Annotated in this window: 31 protein-coding genes; 25 read left to right on the top strand and 6 right to left on the bottom strand. The window is 64.5% G+C overall.

Annotation, left to right across the window (positions count from 1 at the left end; all coding sequences use genetic code 11):
- Positions 1 to 19: 19 nt before the first annotated feature.
- The 14 genes from gap (at position 20) to IH615_RS18590 (ending at position 11,654) form a co-directional block, all read left to right on the top strand.
- The gene (gap, locus tag IH615_RS18525) at positions 20 to 1,027 is read left to right on the top strand and encodes a type I glyceraldehyde-3-phosphate dehydrogenase (protein WP_291364226.1); all 1,008 of its coding nucleotides are present in this window, start codon (positions 20 to 22) and stop codon (positions 1,025 to 1,027) included.
- 227 nt (positions 1,028 to 1,254) lie between these two features.
- Entirely contained in the window at positions 1,255 to 1,863 is a 609-nt protein-coding gene (locus IH615_RS18530; protein ID WP_291364228.1) for a GyrI-like domain-containing protein, read from the top strand.
- Positions 1,864 to 1,930: 67 nt separating this feature from the next.
- Entirely contained in the window at positions 1,931 to 2,467 is a 537-nt protein-coding gene (locus tag IH615_RS18535; protein ID WP_291364230.1) for a putative glycolipid-binding domain-containing protein, read from the top strand.
- A 68-nt stretch (positions 2,468 to 2,535) separates the two neighbouring features.
- Entirely contained in the window at positions 2,536 to 2,826 is a 291-nt protein-coding gene (locus IH615_RS18540) for a hypothetical protein (protein WP_291364232.1), read from the top strand.
- A gap of 86 nt (positions 2,827 to 2,912) precedes the next feature.
- A complete protein-coding gene (locus IH615_RS18545; protein WP_291364233.1) occupies positions 2,913 to 4,115 on the top strand; it encodes a phosphoglycerate kinase in 1,203 nt (400 codons plus the stop codon).
- A gap of 60 nt (positions 4,116 to 4,175) precedes the next feature.
- Positions 4,176 to 4,484 carry a type II toxin-antitoxin system RelB/DinJ family antitoxin gene (locus tag IH615_RS18550; protein ID WP_291364235.1) on the top strand — a complete coding sequence of 103 codons (309 nt, stop codon included), beginning with the start codon at positions 4,176 to 4,178 and terminating at the stop codon, positions 4,482 to 4,484.
- Positions 4,481 to 4,768, top strand: coding sequence for a type II toxin-antitoxin system RelE/ParE family toxin (locus tag IH615_RS18555; protein ID WP_291364237.1), 288 nt, complete (start codon positions 4,481 to 4,483; stop codon positions 4,766 to 4,768). The genes IH615_RS18550 and IH615_RS18555 overlap by 4 nt, the downstream gene beginning before the upstream one ends.
- Before the next feature lie 97 nt (positions 4,769 to 4,865).
- Positions 4,866 to 5,894, top strand: coding sequence for a class I fructose-bisphosphate aldolase (locus IH615_RS18560; protein ID WP_291364239.1), 1,029 nt, complete (start codon positions 4,866 to 4,868; stop codon positions 5,892 to 5,894).
- Positions 5,895 to 6,195: 301 nt separating this feature from the next.
- Positions 6,196 to 6,801 carry a thiamine phosphate synthase gene (locus tag IH615_RS18565; protein ID WP_291364241.1) on the top strand — a complete coding sequence of 202 codons (606 nt, stop codon included), beginning with the start codon at positions 6,196 to 6,198 and terminating at the stop codon, positions 6,799 to 6,801.
- Entirely contained in the window at positions 6,798 to 7,871 is a 1,074-nt protein-coding gene (locus IH615_RS18570) for a tetratricopeptide repeat protein (RefSeq protein WP_291364243.1), read from the top strand. Before IH615_RS18565 ends, IH615_RS18570 begins: the two co-directional genes overlap by 4 nt.
- Before the next feature lie 119 nt (positions 7,872 to 7,990).
- Entirely contained in the window at positions 7,991 to 8,557 is a 567-nt protein-coding gene (efp, locus tag IH615_RS18575) for an elongation factor P (RefSeq protein ID WP_291364245.1), read from the top strand.
- A gap of 1 nt (position 8,558) precedes the next feature.
- Positions 8,559 to 9,353 (top strand): inositol monophosphatase family protein, encoded by a 795-nt coding sequence (locus IH615_RS18580; protein ID WP_291364247.1) that lies wholly within the window; start codon positions 8,559 to 8,561, stop codon positions 9,351 to 9,353.
- Positions 9,354 to 9,638: 285 nt separating this feature from the next.
- Positions 9,639 to 10,625 carry a flagellar motor protein MotA gene (locus IH615_RS18585; RefSeq protein ID WP_291364248.1) on the top strand — a complete coding sequence of 329 codons (987 nt, stop codon included), beginning with the start codon at positions 9,639 to 9,641 and terminating at the stop codon, positions 10,623 to 10,625.
- 3 nt (positions 10,626 to 10,628) lie between these two features.
- The gene (locus IH615_RS18590; protein WP_291364250.1) at positions 10,629 to 11,654 is read left to right on the top strand and encodes a peptidoglycan -binding protein; all 1,026 of its coding nucleotides are present in this window, start codon (positions 10,629 to 10,631) and stop codon (positions 11,652 to 11,654) included.
- A gap of 53 nt (positions 11,655 to 11,707) precedes the next feature.
- Here IH615_RS18590 and IH615_RS18595 read toward each other — a convergent pair whose 3' ends face one another.
- Positions 11,708 to 13,519 (bottom strand): ABC transporter transmembrane domain-containing protein, encoded by a 1,812-nt coding sequence (locus IH615_RS18595; RefSeq protein ID WP_291364252.1) that lies wholly within the window; start codon positions 13,517 to 13,519, stop codon positions 11,708 to 11,710.
- Positions 13,520 to 13,736: 217 nt separating this feature from the next.
- Between IH615_RS18595 and rpmE the strand changes: the two genes are divergently transcribed.
- Positions 13,737 to 13,958 (top strand): 50S ribosomal protein L31, encoded by a 222-nt coding sequence (rpmE, locus tag IH615_RS18600; protein ID WP_291364254.1) that lies wholly within the window; start codon positions 13,737 to 13,739, stop codon positions 13,956 to 13,958.
- Positions 13,959 to 14,031: 73 nt separating this feature from the next.
- Positions 14,032 to 14,316 carry a YciI family protein gene (locus tag IH615_RS18605; RefSeq protein ID WP_291364256.1) on the top strand — a complete coding sequence of 95 codons (285 nt, stop codon included), beginning with the start codon at positions 14,032 to 14,034 and terminating at the stop codon, positions 14,314 to 14,316.
- Here the strand turns inward: IH615_RS18605 and IH615_RS18610 are convergent.
- Entirely contained in the window at positions 14,313 to 14,822 is a 510-nt protein-coding gene (locus IH615_RS18610) for a DUF1465 family protein (RefSeq protein WP_291364502.1), read from the bottom strand. The two genes, IH615_RS18605 and IH615_RS18610, sit on opposite strands and share 4 nt — an antisense overlap.
- A 319-nt stretch (positions 14,823 to 15,141) precedes the next feature.
- Positions 15,142 to 15,354 carry a hypothetical protein gene (locus IH615_RS18615; RefSeq protein WP_291364258.1) on the bottom strand — a complete coding sequence of 71 codons (213 nt, stop codon included), beginning with the start codon at positions 15,352 to 15,354 and terminating at the stop codon, positions 15,142 to 15,144.
- A 189-nt stretch (positions 15,355 to 15,543) separates the two neighbouring features.
- On the opposite strand from IH615_RS18615, the gene IH615_RS18620 reads away from it, so the two are divergent.
- Positions 15,544 to 15,786, top strand: a complete 243-nt coding sequence (locus IH615_RS18620) for a hypothetical protein (protein WP_291364260.1) — start codon at positions 15,544 to 15,546, stop codon at positions 15,784 to 15,786.
- Between the two features lie 15 nt (positions 15,787 to 15,801).
- Here the strand turns inward: IH615_RS18620 and IH615_RS18625 are convergent, their stop codons facing one another.
- Entirely contained in the window at positions 15,802 to 15,984 is a 183-nt protein-coding gene (locus tag IH615_RS18625; protein WP_291364262.1) for a DUF1192 domain-containing protein, read from the bottom strand.
- Positions 15,985 to 16,066: 82 nt separating this feature from the next.
- Here IH615_RS18625 and IH615_RS18630 point away from each other — a divergent pair, with 82 nt between their 5' ends.
- From IH615_RS18630 to IH615_RS18645, 4 genes are all read left to right on the top strand, one after another.
- A complete protein-coding gene (locus tag IH615_RS18630) occupies positions 16,067 to 17,077 on the top strand; it encodes an NAD(P)H-quinone oxidoreductase (RefSeq protein WP_291364264.1) in 1,011 nt (336 codons plus the stop codon).
- 123 nt (positions 17,078 to 17,200) lie between these two features.
- On the top strand, positions 17,201 to 17,929 hold the full coding sequence (locus IH615_RS18635; protein WP_291364266.1) for a cell cycle transcriptional regulator TrcR: 729 nt from the start codon (positions 17,201 to 17,203) through the stop codon (positions 17,927 to 17,929).
- A gap of 18 nt (positions 17,930 to 17,947) precedes the next feature.
- Complete coding sequence (locus IH615_RS18640; protein ID WP_291364268.1) at positions 17,948 to 19,789, top strand: monovalent cation:proton antiporter-2 (CPA2) family protein; 1,842 nt, start codon at positions 17,948 to 17,950, stop codon at positions 19,787 to 19,789.
- A 24-nt stretch (positions 19,790 to 19,813) separates the two neighbouring features.
- Positions 19,814 to 20,581, top strand: a complete 768-nt coding sequence (locus IH615_RS18645) for a sulfite exporter TauE/SafE family protein (RefSeq protein ID WP_291364270.1) — start codon at positions 19,814 to 19,816, stop codon at positions 20,579 to 20,581.
- Between the two features lie 68 nt (positions 20,582 to 20,649).
- Here the strand turns inward: IH615_RS18645 and IH615_RS18650 are convergent, their stop codons facing one another.
- A complete protein-coding gene (locus IH615_RS18650; RefSeq protein WP_291364272.1) occupies positions 20,650 to 20,823 on the bottom strand; it encodes a YdcH family protein in 174 nt (57 codons plus the stop codon).
- Positions 20,824 to 20,980: 157 nt separating this feature from the next.
- Between IH615_RS18650 and IH615_RS18655 the strand changes: the two genes are divergently transcribed.
- The 3 genes from IH615_RS18655 (at position 20,981) to IH615_RS18665 (ending at position 22,857) form a co-directional block, all read left to right on the top strand.
- Entirely contained in the window at positions 20,981 to 21,196 is a 216-nt protein-coding gene (locus IH615_RS18655) for a DUF465 domain-containing protein (protein ID WP_291364274.1), read from the top strand.
- A 77-nt stretch (positions 21,197 to 21,273) separates the two neighbouring features.
- Entirely contained in the window at positions 21,274 to 21,768 is a 495-nt protein-coding gene (gene purE / locus IH615_RS18660) for a 5-(carboxyamino)imidazole ribonucleotide mutase (protein WP_291364276.1), read from the top strand.
- 3 nt (positions 21,769 to 21,771) lie between these two features.
- Complete coding sequence (locus tag IH615_RS18665) at positions 21,772 to 22,857, top strand: 5-(carboxyamino)imidazole ribonucleotide synthase (RefSeq protein WP_291364278.1); 1,086 nt, start codon at positions 21,772 to 21,774, stop codon at positions 22,855 to 22,857.
- 39 nt (positions 22,858 to 22,896) lie between these two features.
- Here IH615_RS18665 and IH615_RS18670 read toward each other — a convergent pair whose 3' ends face one another.
- Positions 22,897 to 23,583, bottom strand: coding sequence for an alpha/beta fold hydrolase (locus IH615_RS18670; RefSeq protein ID WP_291364280.1), 687 nt, complete (start codon positions 23,581 to 23,583; stop codon positions 22,897 to 22,899).
- A gap of 233 nt (positions 23,584 to 23,816) precedes the next feature.
- Between IH615_RS18670 and rpsU the strand changes: the two genes are divergently transcribed.
- Positions 23,817 to 24,089, top strand: coding sequence for a 30S ribosomal protein S21 (rpsU, locus tag IH615_RS18675; protein ID WP_291364282.1), 273 nt, complete (start codon positions 23,817 to 23,819; stop codon positions 24,087 to 24,089).
- The last annotated feature ends 52 nt before the right edge of the window (positions 24,090 to 24,141 follow it).

The raw sequence follows: 24,141 nt of genomic DNA on the forward strand, positions 1-24,141 counted from the left end.
CTCCCTAGGAGCGTCTAATATGGCAGTCCGCGTCGCCATCAATGGTTTTGGTCGCATCGGCCGCAACGTCCTGCGCGCCATCATCGAATCCGGCCGTACCGATATCGAAGTCGTGGCCATCAACGATCTCGGCCCGGTCGAGACCAATGCCCACCTGTTCCGCTTTGACAGCGTGCATGGCCGCTTCAACGGCACCGTGACGGTCGATGGCGACACCATCGATGTGGGCCGCGGCCCCATCAAGGTGACCGCCGTCCGCAACCCGGAAGAGCTGCCGCACGCCGCCATGGGCGTCGACATCGCGCTCGAATGCACCGGCATCTTCACGAGCAAGGAAAAGGCCTCCGCCCATCTCAAGGCCGGCGCCAAGAAGGTGCTGATCTCGGCCCCCGGCGATGGCGCCGACCTCACGGTCGTCTATGGCATCAACCACGCGCAGCTCAGCAAGGACCACATCGTGGTCTCCAACGCCTCCTGCACCACCAACTGCCTGGCGCCGGTCGCCTATGTGCTGCACAAGGAATTCGGCATCGAGAAGGGAATGATGACCACCATCCATTCCTATACCGGTGACCAGCCGACCCTCGACACCATGCACAAGGACCTCTATCGCGGCCGCGCGGCAGCCCTGAGCCAGATCCCGACCTCGACCGGCGCGGCCAAGGCCATTGGCCTGGTGCTCCCCGAGCTCAAGGGCAAGCTTGACGGCGTCTCGATCCGCGTGCCGACCCCCAACGTCTCCTGCGTCGATTTCAAGTTCATCACCAAGCGCGACGTTACGGCCGACGAGATCAATGCCGCGGTCAAGAAATATGCCGATGGCGAGCTCAAGGGCATCCTGGGCTACACCACCCAGCCCAACGTCTCGATCGACTTCAACCACGACAGCCATTCCTCGACCCTGGCTTTCGACCAGACCAAGGTGATGGGCGGCAATTTCGCCTCGATCCTCTCCTGGTATGACAATGAATGGGGCTTCTCCAACCGCATGGCCGACACGGCCGTCGCGCTGGGCAAGACGCTGTAAGGCTTCCCAACACCGGATTCAAAAGGGCGCCCGCGTGGCGCCCTTTTTTCTTTGGTGGGACCCGATGCATTTCCTGACAGGATCTGTCATGGCGCGGCGTCACCGTCGACTTCGGGACCTCCCCAAGTCGTCACCAACAGGCTTGTCCAGGTGGTCCATGTGGTCTGGTGGCATCGCTGGATTGCCCGGACAGGCCGGGCAATGACGCCGCTTGGGGAAGGCAGAGCATGGACAAGATCGATTTCCGCCGCAGCCTGGAACACTACCAGGCCACCAAAACCATCGAGCTGGTCGACATCCCACCGATGCAGTTCGTCATGGTCGACGGATCGGGCAATCCCAATACCACCCCAGCCTACCAGACCGCCATCGAGTGGCTCTATTCCACCAGCTATGCGCTGAAATTCGCCGCCAGGGCCGCACTCGGCCAGGACTATGTCGTGCCGCCCCTCGAAGGCCTGTGGTGGGCCGATGACCCGGCCGATTTCGTCGCCCGCCGCAAGGACAACTGGCGCTGGACCATGATGATCATGGCGCCCGATTTTCTGACCAGCGCGATGTTCGAGGCTGCGGTCACCAAGTCCGCCAGCAAGCTCGGCAGTGCCCCGGACACCCTTCGGCTGGGCCAGCTCGACGAGGGCAAATGCCTCCAGGTCCTCCACATCGGCAGCTATGATGACGAGGGGCCCATCCTCGCCCGCCTGCATGATGTCGAAATGCCCGCGCGCGGCCTGACCTTCAATGGCCATCACCACGAAATCTATCTCGGCGACCCGCGCCGCAGCGACCCGGCCAGGCTCAAGACCATCCTGCGGCAACCGGTCCGCCCCCGCTGACGCCCGCTTGCCAGATGACCCGAACAATCGGTAGTTTTTGCCCGAACCTACGGGGACGCAGGCACAGATGAGTCTGGATCGATCCATTCGCTGGCGCGGGCTCGATCCCGTGACGCTGGAACATTGCCACGTCGTGTCCACGCCGCGTGATACCCGCATCCGCGGCGCCATCATCACCCCCAATTATGGCCTGTTCTACCGTATCAAGCTCGATGACAGCGAACATGTGCGCACCGTGCGGATCGAGCGCACCGATGGCGAGGTGCTCGAGCTGTTCTCGGACGGATCGGGCAATTGGTCCGACGACCGCGCCGAGCCCCTGCCGGCGCTGCGCCACTGCATCGATATCGACCTCTGGCCGACGCCTTTGACCAACTCCCTGCCGCTATGGCGCTGCCAGTGGGTCATCGGCGAGCCACAGCGCTTCGCCATGGCCTGGATCGACGGCGACCAGATGACGGTCCGCCGGGACGAACAGATCTATACCCAGCTCGATGACATCAGCTTCCGCTTCCAGAATGCCGATGGCTTCGAGCGAGTACTTGAGGTGGATGCCGACCGGCTGGTGGTGAATTATCCGGGGCTGTTCCAGCGCCAGGACTGATCATCGCTGTCGCCGCACAGTCATCAAATCAGCCTAGAAGGGGAGCATCTCGTCGTGGGGGCACCGCAATGTTCCATATCATGCGCCGGATTCTTGCCAGCCTGCCCCTCGCCTCGGTGCTGATTGGCCTCGCCGGGCAGCCGGCCATGCTGGTGGTACCGCCGGCCCTGACGGCGGGCCTCATCCTGCTCCGCGACCGCCTGATCCGCCGCCGCGTCGGTCTTGCCGCCTGGCCCAGTGATGGCTTCGCCCGCCACGTCCTGGTGGATGACATCGGCCGGCTCGTCTGCCTGACCCTGCTGGGGCTGCCGCTCTTCCTGCTGGGCGACCTGTTGCGTCGCATGCTGCTGCATCCCTGACCCGCATAGATTTCTCCCGCTTGCGCTTCCCCCGTCCGCGCGGCTCTGCTACGCCACGGCAACGGCCAATACCCGGGAGACCATCTATGTCCGCGACCTTCAAGACCCTCGACGAGCTCGACCTCAAGAACAAGCGTGTGCTGCTCCGGGCCGACCTCAACGTGCCGGTCGCCGACGGCAAGGTCACCGATGCCACCCGCATCGAGCGGCTGGTCCCCACGATAAGGGAAATCGTCAAGCATGACGGCAAGGCCATCCTGCTGAGCCATTTCGGCCGCCCCAAGGGCAAGGTCGATCCGCAATTCTCGCTTGAACAGGTCTGCGAAGCCGTCGCCAACCAGACTGGCCATCCCGTCGGCTTCGTCGCCACCGACTGGACCGATGTGTCCGGCGCCCAAGCCGCCATCGAATCCGCTCCGGCCGGTTCCGTGCTGATCCTGGAAAATACCCGCTTCCATCCCGGCGAGGAGGCCAACGATCCCGAGCTGGCCGCGCGCATGGCCAGCCTTGGCGATGTCTATATCAACGATGCCTTCTCGGCCGCGCATCGCGCCCACGCCTCCACCGAAGCGCTGGCCCACCTGCTGCCCGCAGCGGCGGGCCTCGCTATGGAGGCCGAGCTCGAAGCGCTGGAGGCCGGGCTCGGCAAGCCCAGGAAGCCGGTCATCGCCATCGTTGGCGGCGCCAAGGTCTCATCCAAGATCGATCTGCTGGAAAACCTGGTGGCCAAGGTCGATGGCCTCGTCATCGGCGGCGGCATGGCCAACACCTTCCTGCATGCCCAGGGCTATGCCATCGGCAAGTCGCTCTGCGAAAAGGACCTCGCCGAAACCGCCCGGCGCATCATGGACAAGGCCATCGACAGCGGCTGCGCCATCATCCTGCCGATCGACGCGGTCGTCGCCTGGCACTTCAAGGCCGATACCCCCACCCGGCTCTACGGCGTCGACGCCATCGACAATGACGGCATGATCCTCGATATCGGCCCATCCTCGATCGAGCGCATCCTGGGCGCCATCGACGACGCCAATACCGTGGTCTGGAATGGCCCCATGGGCGCCTTCGAGATGAACCCCTTCGATGCCGGCACCGTGGCAATCGCCAAGCATGTCGCCAAGCGCACCCATGACGGCAAGCTGATCTCGGTGGCCGGCGGCGGCGATACCGTCTCCGCCCTCGCCCATGCCGGGGTCAAGGACGCCTTCACCTATGTCTCGACCGCCGGCGGCGCCTTCCTCGAATGGATGGAAGGCAAGCCGCTGCCGGGCGTGGAGGCGCTGAAGAAGTAGGCTGCGCCTATTGGACAATGTAATGCAGATGCATTACATTTGCCCTTAAGGAGCATCACCATGGCCGCAAACGCCCTCATTCAAACCCGTATCGATTCTGACATAAAGGACCGCGCCACCGCCGTCCTTGATACAATGGGCCTTACGGTGTCTGACGCTGTCCGCATCCTGTTGACCCGCGTCGCCAACGAAGGCGCCCTGCCGGCCGGCCTGACCACAGACCCGGCGGCCTATGACAAGTGGTTCAGGGCCAAGGTGCAGGAAGCGCTGGATGACCCCCGACCTCCCGTGCCGCACCACGAGGTCGAACGATACTTTGCGCAGCGGCGTGCCGACGCCATCAGGAAAGCTGAAGAGTCGGGTCAGTGATCCTGGAGTGGTTGCCGGCTGCCATCGAAGACCGCAAGAACGCCTTCTCCTACATCGAGCAGGATAGTCCGCGCGCCGCTGCGGAGAACGATACAAGGCTCGTTGAGGCCGTATTGCGACTGGTCGATTTTCCGCATTCCGGCAGACCGGGCAGGGTTGCAGAAACGCGTGAGCTGGTCATCTCAGGAACATCGTATCTGGCCGTCTACCGGATCATGGACGAACGTATCGTCATCGTTCGCCTGTTCCACACGGCACAGGATTGGCCTGACGAGGTGGGATAGGTTCCATCCCCCTTTCGTCGCATAAACGCAGGTCTAATCGCCGTCGCCGTAACGAAAGTCTAATCTTCGGGCAATCCCAATTTTCCGAGGTCGGACCATGTCGAAGTCGCTCAATGCCATTGCCCAGAAGCTCATGGAACCGGGGAAAGGAATCCTGGCCGCCGATGAGTCCGAAGGCACCATTGCCAAGCGCTTTGCCAAGATCAACCTGCCCAATTCGCTCGACCTGCGCCGCGATTATCGCGAGATGCTGTTCCGCTCCACCGAGGCGATGACCAAGTATATTTCGGGCGTCATCCTCACCGAGGAAACGCTCGAGCAGCATGCCGCTGACGGCACGGCCTTCCGCGCCATCCTCGCCGATGCCGACGTCATTCCCGGCATCAAGGTCGACCGCGGCGCCTTCCCGATGCCGGGCGACAATGGCGAGAAGATCACCGAGGGCCTTGATGGCCTGCGGCAGCGCCTCGAGCGCTATGCCTCCCTGGGTGCCGGATTTGCCAAGTGGCGCGCCGTCATCACCATCAATGACGTGGCACCCACCCGCAACAATATCCGCGCCAATGCCCATGCTTTGGCCCGCTACGCCATCCTCTGCCAGGAAGCCGGCATCGTTCCCGTCGTCGAGCCCGAAGTGGTCGGCGACGGCGATCCGGGCAACCACTCGATGGAGCGTTGCGCCGCGGTCACCGGCGACGTGCTTGAAAATACCTTCAAGGAACTGCGCCTCGCCGGCGTCGACCTCGGCGGCATGCTGCTCAAGCCCAATATGATCATGCCCGGCATCAACTCGCGCGAGCGGCCGACGGTCGATGAGGTCGCCCACCGCACCGTCGCCGTACTGCGCGAGCATGTCCCCGCCGCCGTTCCCGGCATCGCCTTCCTCTCGGGCGGCCAGACCGACGAGGAAGCGACCGCCCACCTCTCCGCCATGAACCGGATATCGGGCAAACCCTGGCCCATGACCTTCTCCTATGGCCGCGCATTGCAGAACGTTGCCCTGCGCACCTGGGCCGGCCGCCGCGAGAATTTCCCGCAGGCCCAGGCCGCCTTCACCCATCGCGCCCATATGAATTCGCTGGCGGCCCTCGGCACGTGGTCTGGCGAACTCGACCGGGCCGCGTAGCGAACCGTTTCGAGGTTCGCGCCAGGCCGAGTCGAAAGTGACGGATTTCGAGAACCGGAGCGGAGCGTACATCAGTACGTGAGCACCGGAAGCGCAGAGGGCTGGCATTTGCAGGCCGGCATCGCGCGAAGATCGACACGGTTCTACCTGACGTCCCAACGTCACGCCTGTGCGCGCCCTCCTCCCAGGGGGGCGCGCATTTTCTTTGCGCCCGGCCGGGCCTTCGCCTATTGGAAATGCGTCCTCTTTATCGCCAAAATGGGCGGTCAAGAAGACGCCCAGCGTCGAGTACCCGGAAGCCATGGCCACCCCCCAGCTCTATCTGATCACCCCACCCGATGCCGAGCCGGAGCGCTTCCCCGCAACCCTGATGGCCGTGCTCAACGCCGCCGAGTTCTCGGCATTGCTGGTGGCCCGCGGCGCCATGGATGATGCCGCCTATGCCAAACTGGCCGCATCGGCCATCAATGTCGGCCAGGGCGCCGGCTGCGCCGTGTTGATCGAGAACGACGCCGCGCTGGCCAGGCGGCTGGGTGCCGACGGCGTCCACGTGACCACCGGAGCCGCGGCGCTCAAGGCCGCCATCGCTGCGCTCAAGCCGGCCATGATCGTCGGCGCGGGGAACCTTCATTCCCGCCACGACGCCATGACGGCGGGCGAACTGGAGATCGACTACGTGTTTTTTGGCCCCATCGACGGTCAGCCCGATGCGGCGGCCGCCGAGCTGGCCGAATGGTGGGCCCAGACCTTCGAAATACCGGCCGTGCTGAGCCAGCCGGATGCCGCCGCGGAAACCGTCGATGCGCGTGGCGCCGAATTCCTGGCGCTCTCGCAGAGCCTCTGGTCGACAGCCGAGCCGGCCAAGGCCATGCAGGCGATTGCCACCACGCTGGGAGCTTCAGCATGATGCGCCGCGTCCTGCTCACCGCCCTGCTCGCGCTGGCACCATCCCTCGCCATGGCGCAGGAAGAGGCGCCGGCCAGCCCGGCCGACGCCATTTCCGACCAGATCTTCGGGCCGCGCGTTCCCACCGACTATGCCTTCGGCGCCTTCCAGCGCGGCTATTTCCTCACCGCGCTCGAACTGGCCTTGCCGCGCGCCGAACAGGGTGACCCAGCCGCCCAGACGCTGATTGCCGAGCTCTATGCCAAGGGCCTGGGCGTGGCGCAGAATGACCAGCGCGCCGCCGGCTGGTACCAGTTGGCCGTCGATGGCGGCGACCGCCTCGCCACCTTCGCGCTGGCCCTGGCCTATCAGGATGGCATCGGCGTGCCCAAGAACCGCGCCCGCGCGGCCGATCTGTTCAAGAAGGCCGCCGACGCCGGCTACATTCCGGCCAAATACAACATGGCTCTGCTGCATGTCGAAGGCATCTATGCCTCGCCAAGCCTGGTCACCGCCGCCACCCTGATGAAGGAAGCCGCCGACGCCGAGCTGCCCGAGGCGCAGTATGACTATGGCTCCATGCTGATCGAGGGGGCCGGTGTCGCGCCCAATCCGGCCGAAGGCGCCCGCTATATCGCCCTCGCCGCCGAGCAGAACCTGATCGCCGCCCAGATCGATTACGCCACCCTGCTCTATCTGGGCCAGGGCGTGGACAAGGACGTGGTCGCCGCCGCAACCTGGTATGGCCGCGCCGCCGAAGCCGGCAATGCCGTCGCCCAGAACCGCTATGCCAAGCTGCTTGCCGTCGGCGAGGGCGTACCGCTGAACCTGGAAGAGGCTGCCATGTGGCGCGCCCTGGCCCGCCGCCAGGGCCTGTCCGATCCCTCCCTCGATCGGCTGCTGGTGTCCATTCCCGAGGCCGAACTGGCCAGCGCCGAAGAGCGGGCCCGCTTCTGGCCCTCGACCCCGCCGACCGAGGAAACCATCCTTTCGATCCCCACCGCTGGCGACCCGGCAGCAGAGGGCGAAGCCCTGCCCGCCCCCACCGATGCGGACGAGGCACCGCAAGCCGCCGGGCCGCAAGACCCTTGAACCGGCGGACGTTCTGAGGCAATAAGCCCGCCACGCCCATAGACCCCATCAACCTTCGGCCAGCCGCATCCGGCGCGCTTGGCCCAAGCAGATACTTTTGCGACCGAGAGCACCACTACATGGCCAAGATCAACGGCAACGAAATTCGCCCTGGCAACGTCGTCAACCACCAGGACCGCCTCTGGGTCGCGGTCAAGGTTGATCACGTCAAGCCCGGCAAGGGCGGCGCCTATGCCCAGGTCGAGCTGAAGGCCATTCTCGGCGGCACCAAGCTCAACGAGCGCTTCCGCTCGGCCGAGACGGTCGAGACCGTCGAGCTCGAATTCCGCGACTTTACCTATCTCTACGAGCAGGGCGATAGCCTGGTCTTCATGGACCAGGACAGCTACGAGCAGGTCGAACTGGCCAAGGACTTCGTCGGCGAGCGCGCCGCCTTCCTCCAGGACGGCATGAAGATCACCCTCGAAATGCACGAGGAAACCCCGCTCGGCATCAAGTTCCCGCCCAACGTGGTGCTCGAAGTCGCCGAGGTCGATCCGGTGCAGAAGGGACAAAGCGTCTCCAGCCAGTTCAAGCCGGCCATTCTCTCCAACGGTCTCAAGGTCATGGTGCCGCCCTTCATCGCCGTGGGCGAGCGCATCGTCGTCGATACGACCGAGGCCACCTATATGCGCCGGGCCGACTGATATGGCACGCTCAGCAATCCTCAATGTCATGGTCAATGCCGCCATCAAGGCCGGCAAGTCGCTGACCAAGGACTTCAACGAAGTCGAGAACCTGCAGGTGTCCCGCAAGGGCCCGGCCGATTTCGTCTCCAAGGCCGACCTGCGGGCCGAGCAGATCGTCTATGACGAATTGCTCAAGGCGCGCCCGACCTATGCCTTCCTAATGGAAGAGGGCGGCGAGGTCGCCGGCACCGATGGCCAGCATCGCTGGCTGATCGACCCGCTCGACGGCACCACCAATTTCCTGCATTCGATCCCACTCTTTGCCGTCGCCATCGCCCTGGAACGGGCCAACGAGATCGTCGCCTCGGTGATCTACAATCCCGTGCTCGACGAGCTCTATACCGCCGAAAAGGGCGGCGGCACCTGGCTCAACGATCGCAAGCGACTGCGTGTCGCCGGCCGCAAGTCGCTGGCCGACGCAGTCGTGTGCACTGGGATCAAGACCCAGGGCACCGCCAATGATGCGCTGCAGTTGCGCCAACTGGCCCATATCAATCCGGCCGTCGCCGGTATCCGCCGCACCGGCTCCATCTCGATGGACATGGCCTGGCTGGCCTCGGGTCGTTACGACGCGATCTGGGAAGCCGGCCTCGCCCCCTGGGACGTGGCGCCGGGCCTGCTGATGGTCAAGGAAGCCGGTGGCTTCGTCTCCGACTTTGCCGGGAGCCCCGGCTCGGTGTGGAACGGCCAGGTTGTGGCCGGCAACGAAACCCTGCAGGCCGCTTTGCTCAAGCAGCTCAAGGGTATCCAGTAGCGTCGGCCATCCTTTAGCGACGCTTCCACATCCACGATGATGTCATCCCGGCGAAGGCCGGGATCCATCCTCAGATTGCGCCACGTCCGCGGCTGGCCGCGAAACCTCAGGCCGGATTCCGGCCTTCGCCGAAATGACACCGCGACTGGTGATGCTTGCATCTCTTCGGCGCATCGCCCCCGATCACGCCTCCATCAGCCGTTAACCTTTCTCATTGCCCGACCCGCCTGCGCTGACTACTCTGCCTGCATGTGATTTGCGCGTATGGGGCAAGGTTCAGGCAAGATGACGCAAGGCTACGATCCCTACCACCTGGCCAGCCCGACCGTTTACCTCGTCAAGATCGTGATATTCCTGGTGCTGGTCGGTCTCGTCGGGGCCATCCTGTTCACCAGCATCGCGACCTTCTTCTGGGCCAACCCCTTCATCAATTCGATGATCTTCCTGGCTCTGTTCGTTGGCATCTTCCTCAGCTTCCGTCAGGTCATCCGGCTGTTTCCCGAAGTGAAGTGGGTCAATTCGCTGCAGGATGGCACCACCACCAATGTGCGTCCGCCCATCCTGCTGGCGCCCGTTGCTGGCATCCTGCGCGAGCGGATCGGGGAAGCGGTGATCACCCCCTCCTCGATGCGCTCGATCCTCGATTCGGTGGGCAACCGTCTCGATGAAGCCAAGGACACCTCGCGCTACCTTACGGGCCTGCTGGTCTTTCTCGGCCTCATGGGCACTTTCTATGGCCTGCTCGAAACGGTGAGCTCGGTCGCCGGCGTGATCAACGCCCTCGACGTCACCTCCGCCGATACCGGCGCCCTCTTCTCCAATCTCAAGGAAGGTCTTGCGGCCCCCCTGGGCGGCATGGGCACGGCCTTTTCGTCGAGCCTCTTCGGTCTGGCCGGCTCGCTGGTCCTGGGTTTCCTCGACCTCCAGACCAGCCAGGCCCAGAACGCCTTCTATACCGATCTCGAGGACTGGATGACCTCGATGACCGAACTCGACCACCCAGTCAGCGCCATGCAGGCCAATGCCGGGGGCCCTGAAATGCAGGCCATGTTCGACAAGCTCGGCGACAGCATGCAGAATCAGAATTCGAGCCAGAACGCCATCCGCGCCATGGCCGAACTGGCGCGCGGCATCGATGGCCTGGTCAAGCATATCCGCACCGAGCAGGACGACCTGCGCAAGCATATCAACGAGCAGGGCGAGACCAACCGCAAGCTGCGCGAGCTGATCGATGCCGTGCTGTCGCAGGGCGACAACGAGCGGCGGAACTGACCCATGCCGGGAGCCCGTTCCCGCCGGCGCCAGGAGGCCAACTACTGGCCCGGCTTCGTCGATGCCCTGTCGAGCCTGCTGCTCGTCATCATCTTCATGCTGTCCCTGTTCATGCTGACCCAGTTTTTCCTCGGCCAGGAAATTCAGGGGCGTGACACCGCGCTGGCCCGGCTCAACAGCCAGATCGCCGAGCTGACGGACCTGCTGCAGCTCGAACGCGCCAATTCCGACGACCTGACCACCCAGATCGCCACCCTGTCGGCGACTTTGGGCAGCGCCCAGGCCGACAATGCCGCCCTCAGCAGCCAGCTCGCCGGCATCGGCACCGGGCTGGGCGACAAGGATGCGACCATTGCCGGGCTGCAGGACGATCTGCTGACTGCCCAGGAACTTTCCGACGAGGCCAATGCCCAGGTGACGCTGCTCAATCAGCAGCTGGCGGCCCTGCGCACCCAGATCGGCGCCCTTGAAGCTGCGCTCGAGGCCTCCGAGGCGCGCGATACCGAATCGCGGACCCAGATCGCCGATCTTGGTCGCCGCCTCAACCTGGCACTGGCCCAGCGCGTGCAGGAACTCAGCCGCTATCGCTCCGACTTCTTCGGCCGCCTGCGCGATATCCTGGCCGCCCGCGCCGATGTGCGCATCGTCGGCGACCGTTTCGTCTTCCAGTCCGAAGTGCTGTTCGAACCGGGCAAGGCCGATATTTCACCCGAAGGCACGCCCGATCTCGATGCCCTGGCCGACGCCATCCTGCAGCTCGAGACCGAGATTCCGCCCGATATCAACTGGGTTTTGCGCATCGATGGCCACACCGACATCAGGCCGATCTCCAACGAGCGCTTCCCCTCCAACTGGGAGCTCTCGGCCGCCCGCGCCATCTCGGTGGCGCAATACCTGGTGACCAAGGGGGTTTCGCCCAACCGGCTGGTAGCCGCCGGCTTCGGCGAGTTCACTCCGCTCGATCCGGCCGAGAACGAGGACGCCTATCGCAGGAACAGGCGCATCGAGTTCAAGCTGACCGAGGGGTAGAAGACACTCTCGCCCCTCACGACGTCATTCCCGCGCAGGCGGGAATCCACTCTTCAGCCCAGCTCATCCATCCGGAACTGCAGCTTGGCCAGTTCCGCATAGCGGCCGCCCTTGGCCACCAGCTGGTCATGCGTGCCCTGGTCAATGACCCGGCCGCCATCGAGCACGAGGATATTGTCGGCGTCGCGGATGGTCGCCAGCCGGTGGGCGATGACCAGCGTGGTGCGGCCCTCCATCAGGTGTTCCAGCGCCACCTGCACCAGCCGCTCGCTCTGGGCGTCCAGCGCACTGGTCGCTTCGTCCAGCAGCAGGATGGGCGCATTCTTGAGGATGGCGCGGGCGATGGCGAGGCGCTGCTTCTGCCCGCCCGACAGCGTCACGCCGCGTTCACCCACCATGGTATCGTAGCCCAGCGGCAGGTCCTGGACGAAATCATGCACCAGGGCGGCGCGCGCAGCGGCCTCGACCTCTGCCTGGCTGGCCTCGGGTTTGCCGAAGCGGATATTCTCGGCAATCGTGCCGGCAAAGATCGTCGGCTCCTGCTCGACATAGGCGAAGCGCTGCCGCAGCTCGCGCAGCCTGACATCGCGGATGTCGATACCATCGACGCGGATGACACCGCCGCTGACATCGTAGAAACGCTGCAACAGCGACAGCGTCGTCGACTTGCCGGAACCCGACGCCCCCACCAGCGCCACCGTCTCGCCGCGACCGACGGCAAAATCGAGGCCTTGAAGCACTGGCTCGGCGCCGTCATAGGAAAACGACACCCCTTCGAACGTCACAGTGCCCAACGCCGGCGCCGGCAGAGCCACTGGATGGGCGATTTCGCGGATCGTCGGCTCGGTATCGAGAATTTCGGTCAGCCGCTCGGTGGCGCCGGCCACCGATTGCAGCGTGCCCAGCACTTCGCTGACATTGGTCAACGCGCCCGATGCCATCAAAGCATAGACCAGGAACTGCGCCAGTTGTCCGGCGGTGACCGTGCCCTCGAACACCGAGCGCGCGCCCCACCACACGAGAAACACCAGGGCCGCCGTGCCCAGGAAGATCACCATGCCGACCAGCACCGAACGCGCCAGCAGGCGCCGCACTTCGGCACGGTAGCTGGCTTCGCTGCGCTCGTCATAGTGCGCGGCCTGCACCGGCTCCTGGGTGAACGATTTGACCGTGCGGGTGGCGCCCAGCATTTCGGTGGCCATGGCGCTGAGATCGGCCAGGGCGTCCTGCGTCTTGCGCGACATGCCGCGCAGGCGCCGGGCGAAGGTGATGACCGGAAAGAGGATCGCGGGCGCCGCCACGACCACCGCCAGCGTCAGGATGGGGCTGGTCAGCAGCATCATCACCAGCGCCCCGACAATGGTCACCGTGGACCGCAAAGCCAGCGAGAAGCTCGAGCCCACTGCGCCGCGGATCATCGCCACGTCGCCATTGAGCCGGCTGGTCAGCTCGCCCACCCGATGGGTATCGAAATAGCGCGCATCGAGGCGCAGCAGATGTGCGAACACCGCCTGGCGCAGATCGGCCAGCACCCGCTCGCCAATGACCGAGATGAAATAGAAGCGCGCCCCGCTCGCCACCGCCATGATCGCTGCCACCGCGATGATCAGCCAGCCATAGCGGCCGACATTCTCAAGATTCTGTGCGACGAACCCCTGGTCGATGGCGCCGCCCAGCAGGGCGGGGATGGCCAGCGACGCGACGGTGGAGATCAGCAGGAACGCAACGGTCAGCCCGAGCTGCCAGGGATAGCGCAGCATGAACGGCACGAGCTTGCGCAGCGGCTGCAGCTTGCGGGGGCTGACCACTGGAGTAGCCATCATCTTATCGGGATCGGCCTGAACCGGGACGGCCTGGTCTGTCATCGCTCGGTCATGCCACACTGCTTGGGGACCGGACTGACCGGCCGCGCTTGAGGCTCCGATATAGGCCGTGACCGCGAAGGCGGCAACAGCCTCCCCGGTGTGAAATTGCCGCGCCCGCGCCCTTGCGGAGCGGCCGGGCTTTCTGTATGAAGCCGCCAACACCCAGTTTAACTGCTCTCCGGGCGCCTCGGCGCCCGTTTGATTTGAGGCGACACCGATGAAGGCAGATACCCATCCGGACTACCACATGATCAATGTGGTGATGACCGACGGCACCAAGTACCAGACCCGTTCGACCTACGGCAAGGAAGGCGACACCCTTCAGCTGGACATCGATCCCAAGACGCACCCGGCCTGGACCGGCGGCACGGGCCAGCTGCTCGACCGCGGCGGTCGCGTCTCGCGCTTCAAGGAGCGCTTCAAGGGCCTTGGCATCTAAGCCATCCCGTTATGAATTCGAAAAGCCCGGCCATCGCGCCGGGCTTTTTCGTACCAACCCGCCGGAGGCAGCCATGTTCATCCTGACACTGACCTACATCGCCCCGCTTGAGGAGGTCGACAGGCACGTGCCCGCCCATATGGACTGGATCAAGGCCGGCTATGCCAGCGGTACATTTCTGGCCTCGGGCCGCAAGGTGCCCCGCACCGGCGGCTTTATCCTGGCCAAGGGCGACAGGGCGGGCATCGAGGCGCTGGTTGCGACCGACCCCTTCATGGTGGCCGGGGTAACGACCTACGACATCACCGAAGTCGCGGTCGCATTCACGGCCCCGGGCCTGGAACAGCTCAAGGTTTAGGCCCGCCCGAACGCCGCCTTGAGCCGCGCCAACTGGTCGGCAATGCCATTAGCCGCGGCGGAATCGAGCTCCGGCATCTTGCCGCGCTCCAGCGTGTCAAACTGCATCACCCGGTCGAACAGGCGGTCGCCCTTGTCGATATAGATGCGCAGGGCTTCGGGAAGCTGATCATAGCCCGGGCCGCCGCGTTCCGATGGCGTCGCCGAGAATTTGACCTTCTCCTTTTCGGAGCGGGCATTTTCTTTCGATATCTCGCCCTCATTGACCGCGCGCTGCAGCAGCAGCCAGGAGGCCAGCTGCATCAGCCGCGTGGTCAGACGCATGGATTCGGTAGCGTAGAGGAACGAGGCTTCGCGGCCGAGGATGCGGCTTTCGCTGCGCCCCTCGCCATCGAGATAGGACGCGACATCCTCGATCAGCCCCATGCCCTCGCGATAGAGCAGGTCAAAGCCGCCCGATGCCACGATACGTGGCCCGATGGCGATTGCCGATCCGGTCTCTTTCACATCCGTCAAGCCATGCTCCTCCTGGCCCATATGCTAGGCGCAATAGGCCGGGGCGTCATCCCTTGTGCGCGATCAAGCTGAAAGGAGCTTTAAAATCAGGGCTATACCGGGGCCAAATGCCCCCCGGAAAAGAAAAAAGAGCGGTAAGAACCGCTCTCGAAGTTAACAGGGAGGCGTCAAACAGAGGGAGAAACCACTCTGCAAAATCCAGAACAATCTGAATAATGCAAGGTTACCGCGCAGAGATTAATTGCAGGTTAACGAGAGTCGATTTCTTAACCCTGCCGCTTGCCGACCTGTTGACTACGTCTTTCCAGGCTCAGCCGCGCCGGTGTGGCGGCCGTTCCAGCAGCGCCCGTCCGGTGATGGTGATCAGGTGGATACCATTAAATGTCTCGAGCCATCCCTTGGCCTCGATCCGCGCCAGTTGCTGGTCCGATGCGGTGGCTGAATGGCCCTCCGCCAGCAGCTGCAGCTGTTCGAGATCCAGCGGCCTCACGCCCTCCAGCACGACATCCCGCTCCGTCAGCATCGTCCGCTCTCCCCTAGGACAATTTGGTGCTCGACGTTAGCCTGTCGGCCGGCCGCTGCAACGTCAACCAGCCGTTAAGCCTAACCGGCGCGATTTGGTGAACAATTGATGAATGTGCCGTTCCGCCGTCATGCAGGCGGCCTGGTGTCTGCTGCCCATATTGACATTCCGCCAATGTGGAGAGGCAAGATGACCACCATTTCTGCTGGAGCAGCTGCCGGCCTGCTGGTCGCGCTCATGGTAATCTCAACCACCGATGGCTATGGCGCCGACCTGCTGCCCGCCGTCAAGGCCGGCAACGGCTTCGTTCATCCCGGCGATACTAAGGGCTTTAATCCCCAGCCCGATCCGCCGCGCGAGACCACCACCGCGCCGCAATCGGACCTGTCAGCCGTGATGGGCGACGGCTCCGTCAAACCGGCTGGCCGCTGAGCGCCCCGGCCATCGCTACAGCTTGAACGCGGCGTCGGCGGCCTTGCGCGTGGCGTCGCGTGCCGCGATGGCAACCCGCAGCCGGGCGATCTCGGCCTCGAGCAGGCCGATGCGCTCGTTGAGCTCCTCCACCGACATGGTGTCGATGGACATGCCGACCTCATGGGCCTTGGGCTTCTTGATCTCTTCGTCGAACATTGTGAGCCTCCGTGCCAGCATTGAACGGCGACATTAGCGCCAAAGACTTGCGGAGCAAATCGGCTTCGATCAGCATGCCTGCATGATACCGACCCATATGCAGGCCATCGCCATCACCCGCCCCGGCGATCCCGACGTTCTCGCCACGCACCAATGCCCCGTGCCCGGCTGCGGCGCCAATGACGTGCTGATCCGCGTCGCCGCCGCTGGCGTCAACGGGCCCGACCTGGCCCAGCGTCGCGGCCACTACGATCCGCCACCCGGCGCCTCCCCCTTGCTGGGTCTCGAGATCGCCGGAGAAATCGTAGCGCTTGGCAGCGATGTCACCGGCTGGCAGGTCGGCGACCGCGTCATGGCCCTGACCAATGGCGGCGGCTATGCCGACTATGCGGCGGTGCCATCCGGCCAGGTGCTCCCCACCCCCCCGGGCTGGACGCTGGTCGAGGCGGCAGCCTTGCCAGAAACCTGGTTCACCATCACCCAGACGCTTGTCATGCGCGCCGGACTGGAGCCGGGCATGTCGGTACTGGTCCACGGTGCCGCCGGGGGTATTGGCGGCGCGGCCATCCAGATCGCCACCATGCTCGGGGCGCGAGCCATCGGCGTGGTGTCCTCAGCCGCCAAGGCCGATTATGCCCGTCGTCTCGGCGCCGTGGCGACCATCGATCACCCCAGCGAGGACCTGGTCGAGCGCGTAATGGCGCTGACCGACGGCAAGGGCGTCGACCGCGTCGTTGATATCATCGGCGGGACCATGGCCGAGCGCAACATCGCCGCCTCGGCCCGGTCAGGTCACATCGTGCAGGTCTCGACCCTCGACGGCGCCAGCGCCAACCTCTCGCTGCGCACCATCATGGCCAAGCAATTGACGCTTTCGGGCTCGACGCTGCGCCCGCAGACATCAGCCACCAAGGCGGCCATTGCCGACCGCATCCGCGCCGACCTGCTGCCAGCCCTGTCGCAGCCCGGTTTCGTGAAGCCCGCGGTCACCGCCTTCCCCCTGGCGCAGGCCGCCGATGCCCATCGCGCCATGGAAGCGCGCGGCCATGTCGGCAAAATCGTGCTGGTCACCGGCTTTGGAGAGGGGGAATAGACCACATCGCCATTGCGGATCGGCCCCTGACCCCATATATTGTGCTTTGTTCCCCCTCAGCATGAAGCAAAGAGGCGGAGCGGTCCGGAGGAAAACCGGCCGCGCCTGCAGGAGAGATTTATCATGACCCAGCCCCTGTTGATGCCAAAGGCGACCGCTGTCTGGCTCGTCGACAACACTGCGCTGTCGTTCGAGCAGATCGCTGCCTTCTGCACGCTGCACCCGCTGGAAGTTCAGGGCATTGCCGATGGCGACGTCGCCGGCGGCATCATGGGCGTCAACCCGATCCAGAACGGGCAACTGACCCGCGAGGAAATCGAGAAGGCCGAGGCCGATCCCAATTATCGCATGAAGCTCAGCGAGCCCAAGGTTCGCGTTGCCGCTGCCAAGCGCAAGGGCCCGCGCTACACCCCGATTTCGCGCCGCAATGAACGCCCCAACGCCATCAAGTGGCTGGTGCGCAACCATCCCGAGCTCAAGGACGCGCAGATCATGCGCCTGGTCGGCACCACCAAGTCGACCATCGATTCGGTGCGCGAATCGACCCACTGGAATTCGGCCAACCTCGCCGCAATGGATCCGGTCACGCTGGGCCTGTGCAGCCAGATCGACCTCGACCTCGAGGTCAAGCGCGCCAGCAAGGGCGGCCCGGGCGTCGATGAGCCGGCCGAGGGCACCATGCTGATGACCGCCGAGGAAGCCCTGGCTCGTTCCGGCACCCGCGGCCATGTCGAAGGCGAAGAGAACGAGTTCGCCGCCAACGACCATCGCCCCGAGCAGGCACAGAACGATTTCGATGCCGACTCCGTGTTCGCCAAGCTCAAGTCGCTCAAGAGCGATTCCGACAACTAGGATAATCTGGCCAGCGGAATGGAAAACAACATCCTGCTGGCCATTTTCGTTATTCTCGCAACCAGCGTTGCGCTGGTGCCGCTTGCCAAGGCGGCCGGCCTCGGCACCGTCTTGGGTTACCTCGCCGCCGGGGTGCTGATCGGCCCCTTTGGCCTGGGCCTCGTCTCCGACAGCGACATTATCCACCAGATCGCCGATTTCGGCATCGTCATGATGCTGTTCCTGATCGGCCTCGAACTACAGCCCAGCGAACTCTGGCGCATGCGCCACAAGGTGCTGGGCCTGGGCGTGACCCAGATGGTGGCGACCTCGGTCGTCATCGCCCTGACGCTTGTCCTGGCCGGCTTCGCGACCAATCTGGCCATCATTATCGCGCTGGCCCTGTCCATGTCGTCCACCGCGATTGCCATCCAGTCGGCGCAGCAACGCGACATCACCAGAACCGATGCCGGCCGCGCCAGCCTGGCAGTGCTGCTGGTGCAGGACGTTTCGGTGATCCCGATCCTGGCCGCAATTCCGCTGCTCGCCATGTCTTCCGGCGCGCTCGACCTCGAAGTCACCGAAGCGGTCGAGGCCATGGCCGATCCGCTCGACTGGATCACGCCGCTCATCATCGTGAGTGTCTTCATTACCGCTGTCATTGCCGGGCGCTACCTGGTTCGGCCACTGCTGGGCTTCGTCGCCCGCACCGGTGTGCACGAAGCCTTCACCGCACTCGGCCTTGCCATGGTCTTCGGCACAGCCCTGCTGGCGCAGGTAAATGGCTTCTCGCCCGCGCTCGGCGCCTTCATCGGCGGCGTTTTGCTGGCCGACAGCGAGTATCGTCACGAGCTTGAAAGCAACCTGGAACCATTCAAGGGGCTGCTGCTGGGCCTGTTCTTCATTTCGGTGGGCATGTCGATCGCCTTTGACGTGCTCTGGTCCGAGCCTCTGCGGCTGGCGGCTCTCGTCATCGGCTTTGTCGGCATCAAGATCGCCGTGCTGTTCACGCTGACCAGCATCTTCCGCATGCACCTGGCCGACCGGCTGCTTGTGGCCATCCTCCTCAGCCAGGCCGGCGAGTTTGCCTTCGTCATCTTCCAGTTTGCCGAGCGCGTGGGCGCAATGAGCGCAGACGACCATGCCATGCTGGCGGTCGCCGTGGCCCTGTCCATGGCCACGACGCCCCTGCTGCTGCTGGCCTTCGACCGGCTCGTCGCGCCGCGCCTCGATGCCCGGACCGCGCGTCCGCACGATCCTATCGACGAGCATCGCAACATCGTCGTCCTGGGCTATGGCCGCTTCGGCCAGATCATCACGCGCATGCTGCGTGCCCAGGGCTTCGACATGACCCTGATCGACGACGATGCCGCCCAGATCGAGCTGGTGCGCAAATTCGGCGTCAAGGTCTTCTATGGCGATGCATCGCGGCTGGCGCTGTTGCATGCCGCGGGCGTGGAACAGGCCGACCTGGTGGTCATCGCCGTCGGCGGGCGCGATCGTATCCTCGGCATTGCCCGCACGCTGCGCCGCCATTTCCCAAATGTGCCAGTCGCCTCCCGCGCCATCGATCGCGGCCATGCCCATGAACTGATGGCGCTGGGTGTGGAGATATTCGAGCGCGAGACCTTCCTCTCCGCTGTCAGCCTGGGCGCCAAGGTGCTGACCCAGCTCGGCGTGGCCCCCATCGACGCCATGCACATGGCCCAGGCCTTCGAGCGGCACGACAACCAGCTGCTGGAGGACAGCTTCGCGGTCCGCCATGACGAGGACGCCTATGTCGGCATGGTGCGCCATTCGATGGGCCTGCTCGACGAAGCCATGCGCGCCGATAAGCCTACCATTCCAGTTGACAAGCCGGCACCGAAGCGTACCGAGTAGTACGACCTTCCCCGGACTTTCCCCATGCCCATCTTCGATCCCTATTTCGTCACGATCGCCGTGATCGCGGTGCTCATTGTCGGCCTGTCCAAGGCCGGGCTGCTTGGCAGCCTCGGCATGGTGGGCGTGCCCCTGCTCAGCCTGGTCATGCCGGCCCGTGACGCCGCCGGCATGATGCTGCCGGTCTTGCTGGCCATGGATGCCTTTGCCGTCTGGACCTATCGCAAGGAAGTGGATTGGCGCATCCTGCGCATCATGCTGCCCGGCGCCGCCGTCGGCACCATCATTGGCTGGGTGCTCTGGGCCTTCGTGTCCGACGATGCCGTGCTGCTCTTCGTCGGCGTGGTGACGCTGCTCTTCATCCTCGACGCCATCCTGCCGCTGCGCAAGAAGCTCGAGGGGCTCCACCCCTCAAGGCCTTGGGGAATATTCTGGGGCGGCTTTGCCGGCTTCACCAGTTTCATCAGCCATACCGGCGGCCCGCCGTTCCAGATCTACGTGCTGCCGCAGCGCCTGACCCCGGCGGTCTATGCCGGCACCACTTCGGTATTCTTCGCCATCGTCAATACCGCCAAGCTGATCCCCTATTTCTTCCTGGGCCAGCTCAATGTCGGCAACCTGCAGCTGTCGGCAGCGCTGATCCCGGTCGGCATTGCCGGGGTGCTGGTCGGCATAGTCCTGGTGCGCCGCATCTCCATGAAGTGGTTCTACCGCATCGCCTATTGGCTGGTCTTCCTGCTGTCGCTCTACCTGATCTGGAAGGGCGCCATGGGTGTGTTCTGGGGCGCGTGAGACAACAAAAAAGGGCCGCAGCAAATGCTGTGACCCTTCATTCCCCAAGGGGATAAATCTGCGCCGCTTTACTGGGTCGTCGTGGTGTACTTGTAGAGTTCGTCCTTCACTTCGAGTTTTTTGCGCTTCAGCGCACTGACCATCAGATCGTCGTGCCGGGTACTCTGCAGTTCGGCCTGGATCTGGCGGTCCAACTCCTGGTGGCGCCGTTCGAGCGCCGCGATATGCCCTTCAGTCGTCATAACAACTCCTTGAAAGCCTATGTGGACGGATTGATCGTCACAAATAATTCACGACTTGTCGACTGCCTTTGGGGGCCCTCTGGAAATCTGGTGCAAAACTCCCCGTGATCAGTTAACCAGAGGTAACGGCGCAAGCGTTAGGGGCACGCGGATATCGATGCTTTCGCTCACCAAGGAACAGGAAGCCAGCCTGGGTCTGGAACTGGCCACCAAGCGCCAGGAACACAGCGATCTCAACGCGGCGATCGACACGCTGACGCAGTCGCACGTGGCCGATCGGATGCTGATCCAGCGCCTCAAGAAGCGCAAGCTCGCGCTCAAGGATCGCATCGTTCAACTCGAGAACATTCTGCTGCCCGACATCATCGCCTGAGGGCTCCAGCCGCCTTGAGTTGTGGCGACAATTAGGCTAGTTCCGCGCTTTGCTTGAGACCGATAGGGGAATCGGCCGTGCTCACAAAACCACCCGTCGCCATCGTCATGGGCAGCCAGTCCGACTGGCCCACCATGCGTCTCGCCGCCGAAACGCTTGAGGCGCTGGAGGTGGAATATGAGGCGCGAATCGTCTCCGCCCACCGCACCCCCGAACGACTGGTCGATTTCGCCACCAATGCGCGCGCCGAGGGCTTCAAGGTCATCATTGCCGGAGCCGGCGGCGCTGCCCACCTGCCCGGCATGATTGCCTCGATGACGCCGCTGCCGGTCTTCGGCGTGCCGGTCAAATCCAAGGCGCTCAACGGGCAGGATAGCCTGCTCTCCATCGTCCAGATGCCCGGCGGCATTCCCGTCGGCACGCTGGCCATCGGCGAACCCGGCGCCATCAATGCCGCGCTGATCGCGGCGGCCGTGCTGGCGCTCTCGGATGACGACCTAGCCGATCGGCTCGATGCCTATCGCGCCCGCCAGACCGCTTCCGTCCCGCTTTTTCCCGCAGACACCGAGTAGACCTTGGCTGACGACATCGCGCCGCTGCCAGCAGGCAGCATGATCGGCATTCTCGGCGGCGGGCAACTGGGCCGCATGCTGTCCCTGGCGGCCAGCAAGCTGGGCATGCGCACGCATATCTTCTGCCCCGACCCCCACAGCCCCGCCTTCGAGGTCACCCCGCACAAGACCGTCGCCGCCTATGACGACGAGACAGCCCTCGCCGCCTTTGCCGACGCGGTCGATGTCATCACCTACGAATTCGAGAACGTGCCGGCCGCCACCGCCGAGTTCCTCGCCGCCCGCAAGCCCCTGCGCCCCGGCGCCAGGGCACTGGCTGTGTCGCAGGACCGGCTCGCCGAGAAGAGCTTCCTCGCCTCCAAGAACATCCCCGTCGCCCCCTATCGCGCCGTCGAAACCCTTGCCGACCTAGACGCCGCCATCGACGCCCTGGGCCTCCCCGCCGTGCTCAAGACCACCCGCCTGGGCTATGACGGCAAGGGCCAGCGCGTCATCCGCGCGCGTGGCGAGGCCGCCACCGCATTTGCCGAGCTGTCGCCCAAGCCGCTGGTGCTCGAAGCCTTCATGCCCTTCGACAAGGAAATCTCCGTCGTCGTCGCCCGCAACACGGCCGGCGAGGTTCGCGCCTTCGACGCCGCCGAGAATGTGCATCGCCACCACATCCTCTTCACCTCGACGGTGCCCGCCGATATCCCGCCCGGCGTCGAAAAGCATGCCGCCATGCTGGCCAAGGTGATCGTCGTGGCGCTGGACTATGTGGGCGTGCTCGGCGTCGAATTCTTCGTCATTCCGGGCGAGCGGCCGAGCCTGGTCGTCAACGAGATCGCGCCGCGCGTGCACAATTCGGGCCACTGGACCGAGGCGGTGTGCCTCACCGACCAGTTCGAGCAGCATATCCGCGCCGTCGTCGGCTGGCCGCTGGGCGACCCGGCCCGCATGGCCGATGTGGTGATGGAAAATCTCGTCGGCGACGAAGTCTTCACGGTGCCCGGCGACCTTGACGGCAACACCCAGCCCCATCTCTACGGCAAGACCGAAGCCCGGCCCGGTCGGAAGATGGGGCATGTGAACAGGATCGTCCGGCGCTAAACCCTTCTCCACTTCTCCCTTTGGGGAGAGGTAGAGATGCTACCGCCCCAGCCACCTTTTCATGGCCTCAACCACCGCGCCCGGATTCTCCATCGTCGGCAAATGGGCGCTGTCCGGAAAGCGCACCAGGTCTGCGCCCGCTATCCCCGACGCGATCTCCTCGGCCAGCTCCACCGGCGTCATCTTGTCCAGTTCGCCCACCCCGACCAGGGTTGGCACGGCGATCTCACTCAGCAGTGGCCGCGAATCCACCCGGTTCATGATGGCCACTTGCTGCCGCTTATAGACCTCCGGCCCCACCCGTTCCGACATGTCCTGCACCTCACGGGCGACCGGCATTCCCATATGCTGGGGCGCGATAAGGCTGCCGAGCAGCCCGCGCGACACGCCGATGAACTTGCCCTGCCCCACCATCTCGATCCCCTTGCGCCGCGTCTCCTTGCGCGCATCGTCATCAGGCCGGGCCGAGGTATCGAGCAGCGCCAGGTGCGTCACCCGCTCTGGCGCCTGCCGCATGATCTCGAAGGCCACATAGCCGCCCATGGAAAGACCGGCCAGCGCGAATCGCGCCGGTGCCGCCGCCAGGGTCCGCGCCGCCATGGCGGCTATCGAGTCGTCTTGCGTCAGGTCGGCCACGACAGACCGCGCATCGAGGCCGGCGATCACGTCGCGCCACAGTCGCTCATCGCAGATCAATCCTGGAAGAAGCACCAGATCGCTTGTCATTCTCGCCTCCTGGCGGCAAAATCATCCGGCTCGACTGTTCCGCTCCAGGTGCCGCAGGGCAAGGCCGTCCGGCCCAAATCCGCGGTTTTTCTCATCGGCACAGTGGACAAGCCCACAGAGCTGGGCTATAGAGCGGCCCACGGTGACTGGCTCTGCTGGTCGGCGACGGTGCTTTTTGGCTCCGGCGCTCTTATCCAACCCACATGTCCAAGCTTCGAAAGGGCGGTTGACCTTTGCAAGTAGTCGTTCGCGATAACAACGTTGACCAGGCGCTGCGCGCGCTCAAGAAAAAGCTGCAGCGCGAAGGCGTCTTCCGCGAGATGAAGCTGCGCAACTACTACGAGAAGCCCTCTGAGAAGAAGGCTCGCCAGAAGGCCGAGGCCGTTCGTCGCGCCCGCAAGCTGGCGCGCAAGCGCCTGCAGCGCGAAGGTGGTCTGCCCGCTCCGGCGCCGACCGCGCGTCCCGGCCAGCCCGGCCGTCCGGCCGCGGCAATGCCGCGCACCTAAGCGCCGGTTTGCATCAGTTTTAAGAACGCCGTCCTTCGGGGCGGCGTTTTTG

Source organism: Devosia sp., from assembly GCF_014860165.1.
Lineage (GTDB): Bacteria > Pseudomonadota > Alphaproteobacteria > Rhizobiales > Devosiaceae > Devosia.

What these genes read in the sequence shown, in the direction of transcription:
- IH615_RS18615 (WP_291364258.1), bottom strand. Translation starts at nt 15,354, where the DNA reads ATGCTGACGGAGCGGGATGTCGTGCTGGAGGGCGTGAGGCCGCTGGAT.
- IH615_RS18605 (WP_291364256.1), top strand. Translation starts at nt 14,032, where the DNA reads ATGTTCATCCTGACACTGACCTACATCGCCCCGCTTGAGGAGGTCGAC.
- IH615_RS18570 (WP_291364243.1), top strand. Translation starts at nt 6,798, where the DNA reads ATGATGCGCCGCGTCCTGCTCACCGCCCTGCTCGCGCTGGCACCATCC.
- IH615_RS18585 (WP_291364248.1), top strand. Translation starts at nt 9,639, where the DNA reads ATGACGCAAGGCTACGATCCCTACCACCTGGCCAGCCCGACCGTTTAC.
- efp (WP_291364245.1), top strand. Translation starts at nt 7,991, where the DNA reads ATGGCCAAGATCAACGGCAACGAAATTCGCCCTGGCAACGTCGTCAAC.
- IH615_RS18625 (WP_291364262.1), bottom strand. Translation starts at nt 15,984, where the DNA reads ATGTTCGACGAAGAGATCAAGAAGCCCAAGGCCCATGAGGTCGGCATG.
- IH615_RS18645 (WP_291364270.1), top strand. Translation starts at nt 19,814, where the DNA reads ATGCCCATCTTCGATCCCTATTTCGTCACGATCGCCGTGATCGCGGTG.
- IH615_RS18550 (WP_291364235.1), top strand. Translation starts at nt 4,176, where the DNA reads ATGGCCGCAAACGCCCTCATTCAAACCCGTATCGATTCTGACATAAAG.
- IH615_RS18655 (WP_291364274.1), top strand. Translation starts at nt 20,981, where the DNA reads ATGCTTTCGCTCACCAAGGAACAGGAAGCCAGCCTGGGTCTGGAACTG.
- IH615_RS18535 (WP_291364230.1), top strand. Translation starts at nt 1,931, where the DNA reads ATGAGTCTGGATCGATCCATTCGCTGGCGCGGGCTCGATCCCGTGACG.
- gap (WP_291364226.1), top strand. Translation starts at nt 20, where the DNA reads ATGGCAGTCCGCGTCGCCATCAATGGTTTTGGTCGCATCGGCCGCAAC.
- IH615_RS18670 (WP_291364280.1), bottom strand. Translation starts at nt 23,583, where the DNA reads ATGACAAGCGATCTGGTGCTTCTTCCAGGATTGATCTGCGATGAGCGA.
- IH615_RS18630 (WP_291364264.1), top strand. Translation starts at nt 16,067, where the DNA reads ATGATACCGACCCATATGCAGGCCATCGCCATCACCCGCCCCGGCGAT.
- IH615_RS18560 (WP_291364239.1), top strand. Translation starts at nt 4,866, where the DNA reads ATGTCGAAGTCGCTCAATGCCATTGCCCAGAAGCTCATGGAACCGGGG.
- IH615_RS18580 (WP_291364247.1), top strand. Translation starts at nt 8,559, where the DNA reads ATGGCACGCTCAGCAATCCTCAATGTCATGGTCAATGCCGCCATCAAG.
- IH615_RS18545 (WP_291364233.1), top strand. Translation starts at nt 2,913, where the DNA reads ATGTCCGCGACCTTCAAGACCCTCGACGAGCTCGACCTCAAGAACAAG.
- IH615_RS18540 (WP_291364232.1), top strand. Translation starts at nt 2,536, where the DNA reads ATGTTCCATATCATGCGCCGGATTCTTGCCAGCCTGCCCCTCGCCTCG.
- IH615_RS18565 (WP_291364241.1), top strand. Translation starts at nt 6,196, where the DNA reads ATGGCCACCCCCCAGCTCTATCTGATCACCCCACCCGATGCCGAGCCG.
- IH615_RS18635 (WP_291364266.1), top strand. Translation starts at nt 17,201, where the DNA reads ATGACCCAGCCCCTGTTGATGCCAAAGGCGACCGCTGTCTGGCTCGTC.
- IH615_RS18590 (WP_291364250.1), top strand. Translation starts at nt 10,629, where the DNA reads ATGCCGGGAGCCCGTTCCCGCCGGCGCCAGGAGGCCAACTACTGGCCC.
- IH615_RS18620 (WP_291364260.1), top strand. Translation starts at nt 15,544, where the DNA reads ATGACCACCATTTCTGCTGGAGCAGCTGCCGGCCTGCTGGTCGCGCTC.
- rpmE (WP_291364254.1), top strand. Translation starts at nt 13,737, where the DNA reads ATGAAGGCAGATACCCATCCGGACTACCACATGATCAATGTGGTGATG.
- IH615_RS18595 (WP_291364252.1), bottom strand. Translation starts at nt 13,519, where the DNA reads ATGACAGACCAGGCCGTCCCGGTTCAGGCCGATCCCGATAAGATGATG.
- IH615_RS18530 (WP_291364228.1), top strand. Translation starts at nt 1,255, where the DNA reads ATGGACAAGATCGATTTCCGCCGCAGCCTGGAACACTACCAGGCCACC.
- IH615_RS18640 (WP_291364268.1), top strand. Translation starts at nt 17,948, where the DNA reads ATGGAAAACAACATCCTGCTGGCCATTTTCGTTATTCTCGCAACCAGC.
- IH615_RS18650 (WP_291364272.1), bottom strand. Translation starts at nt 20,823, where the DNA reads ATGACGACTGAAGGGCATATCGCGGCGCTCGAACGGCGCCACCAGGAG.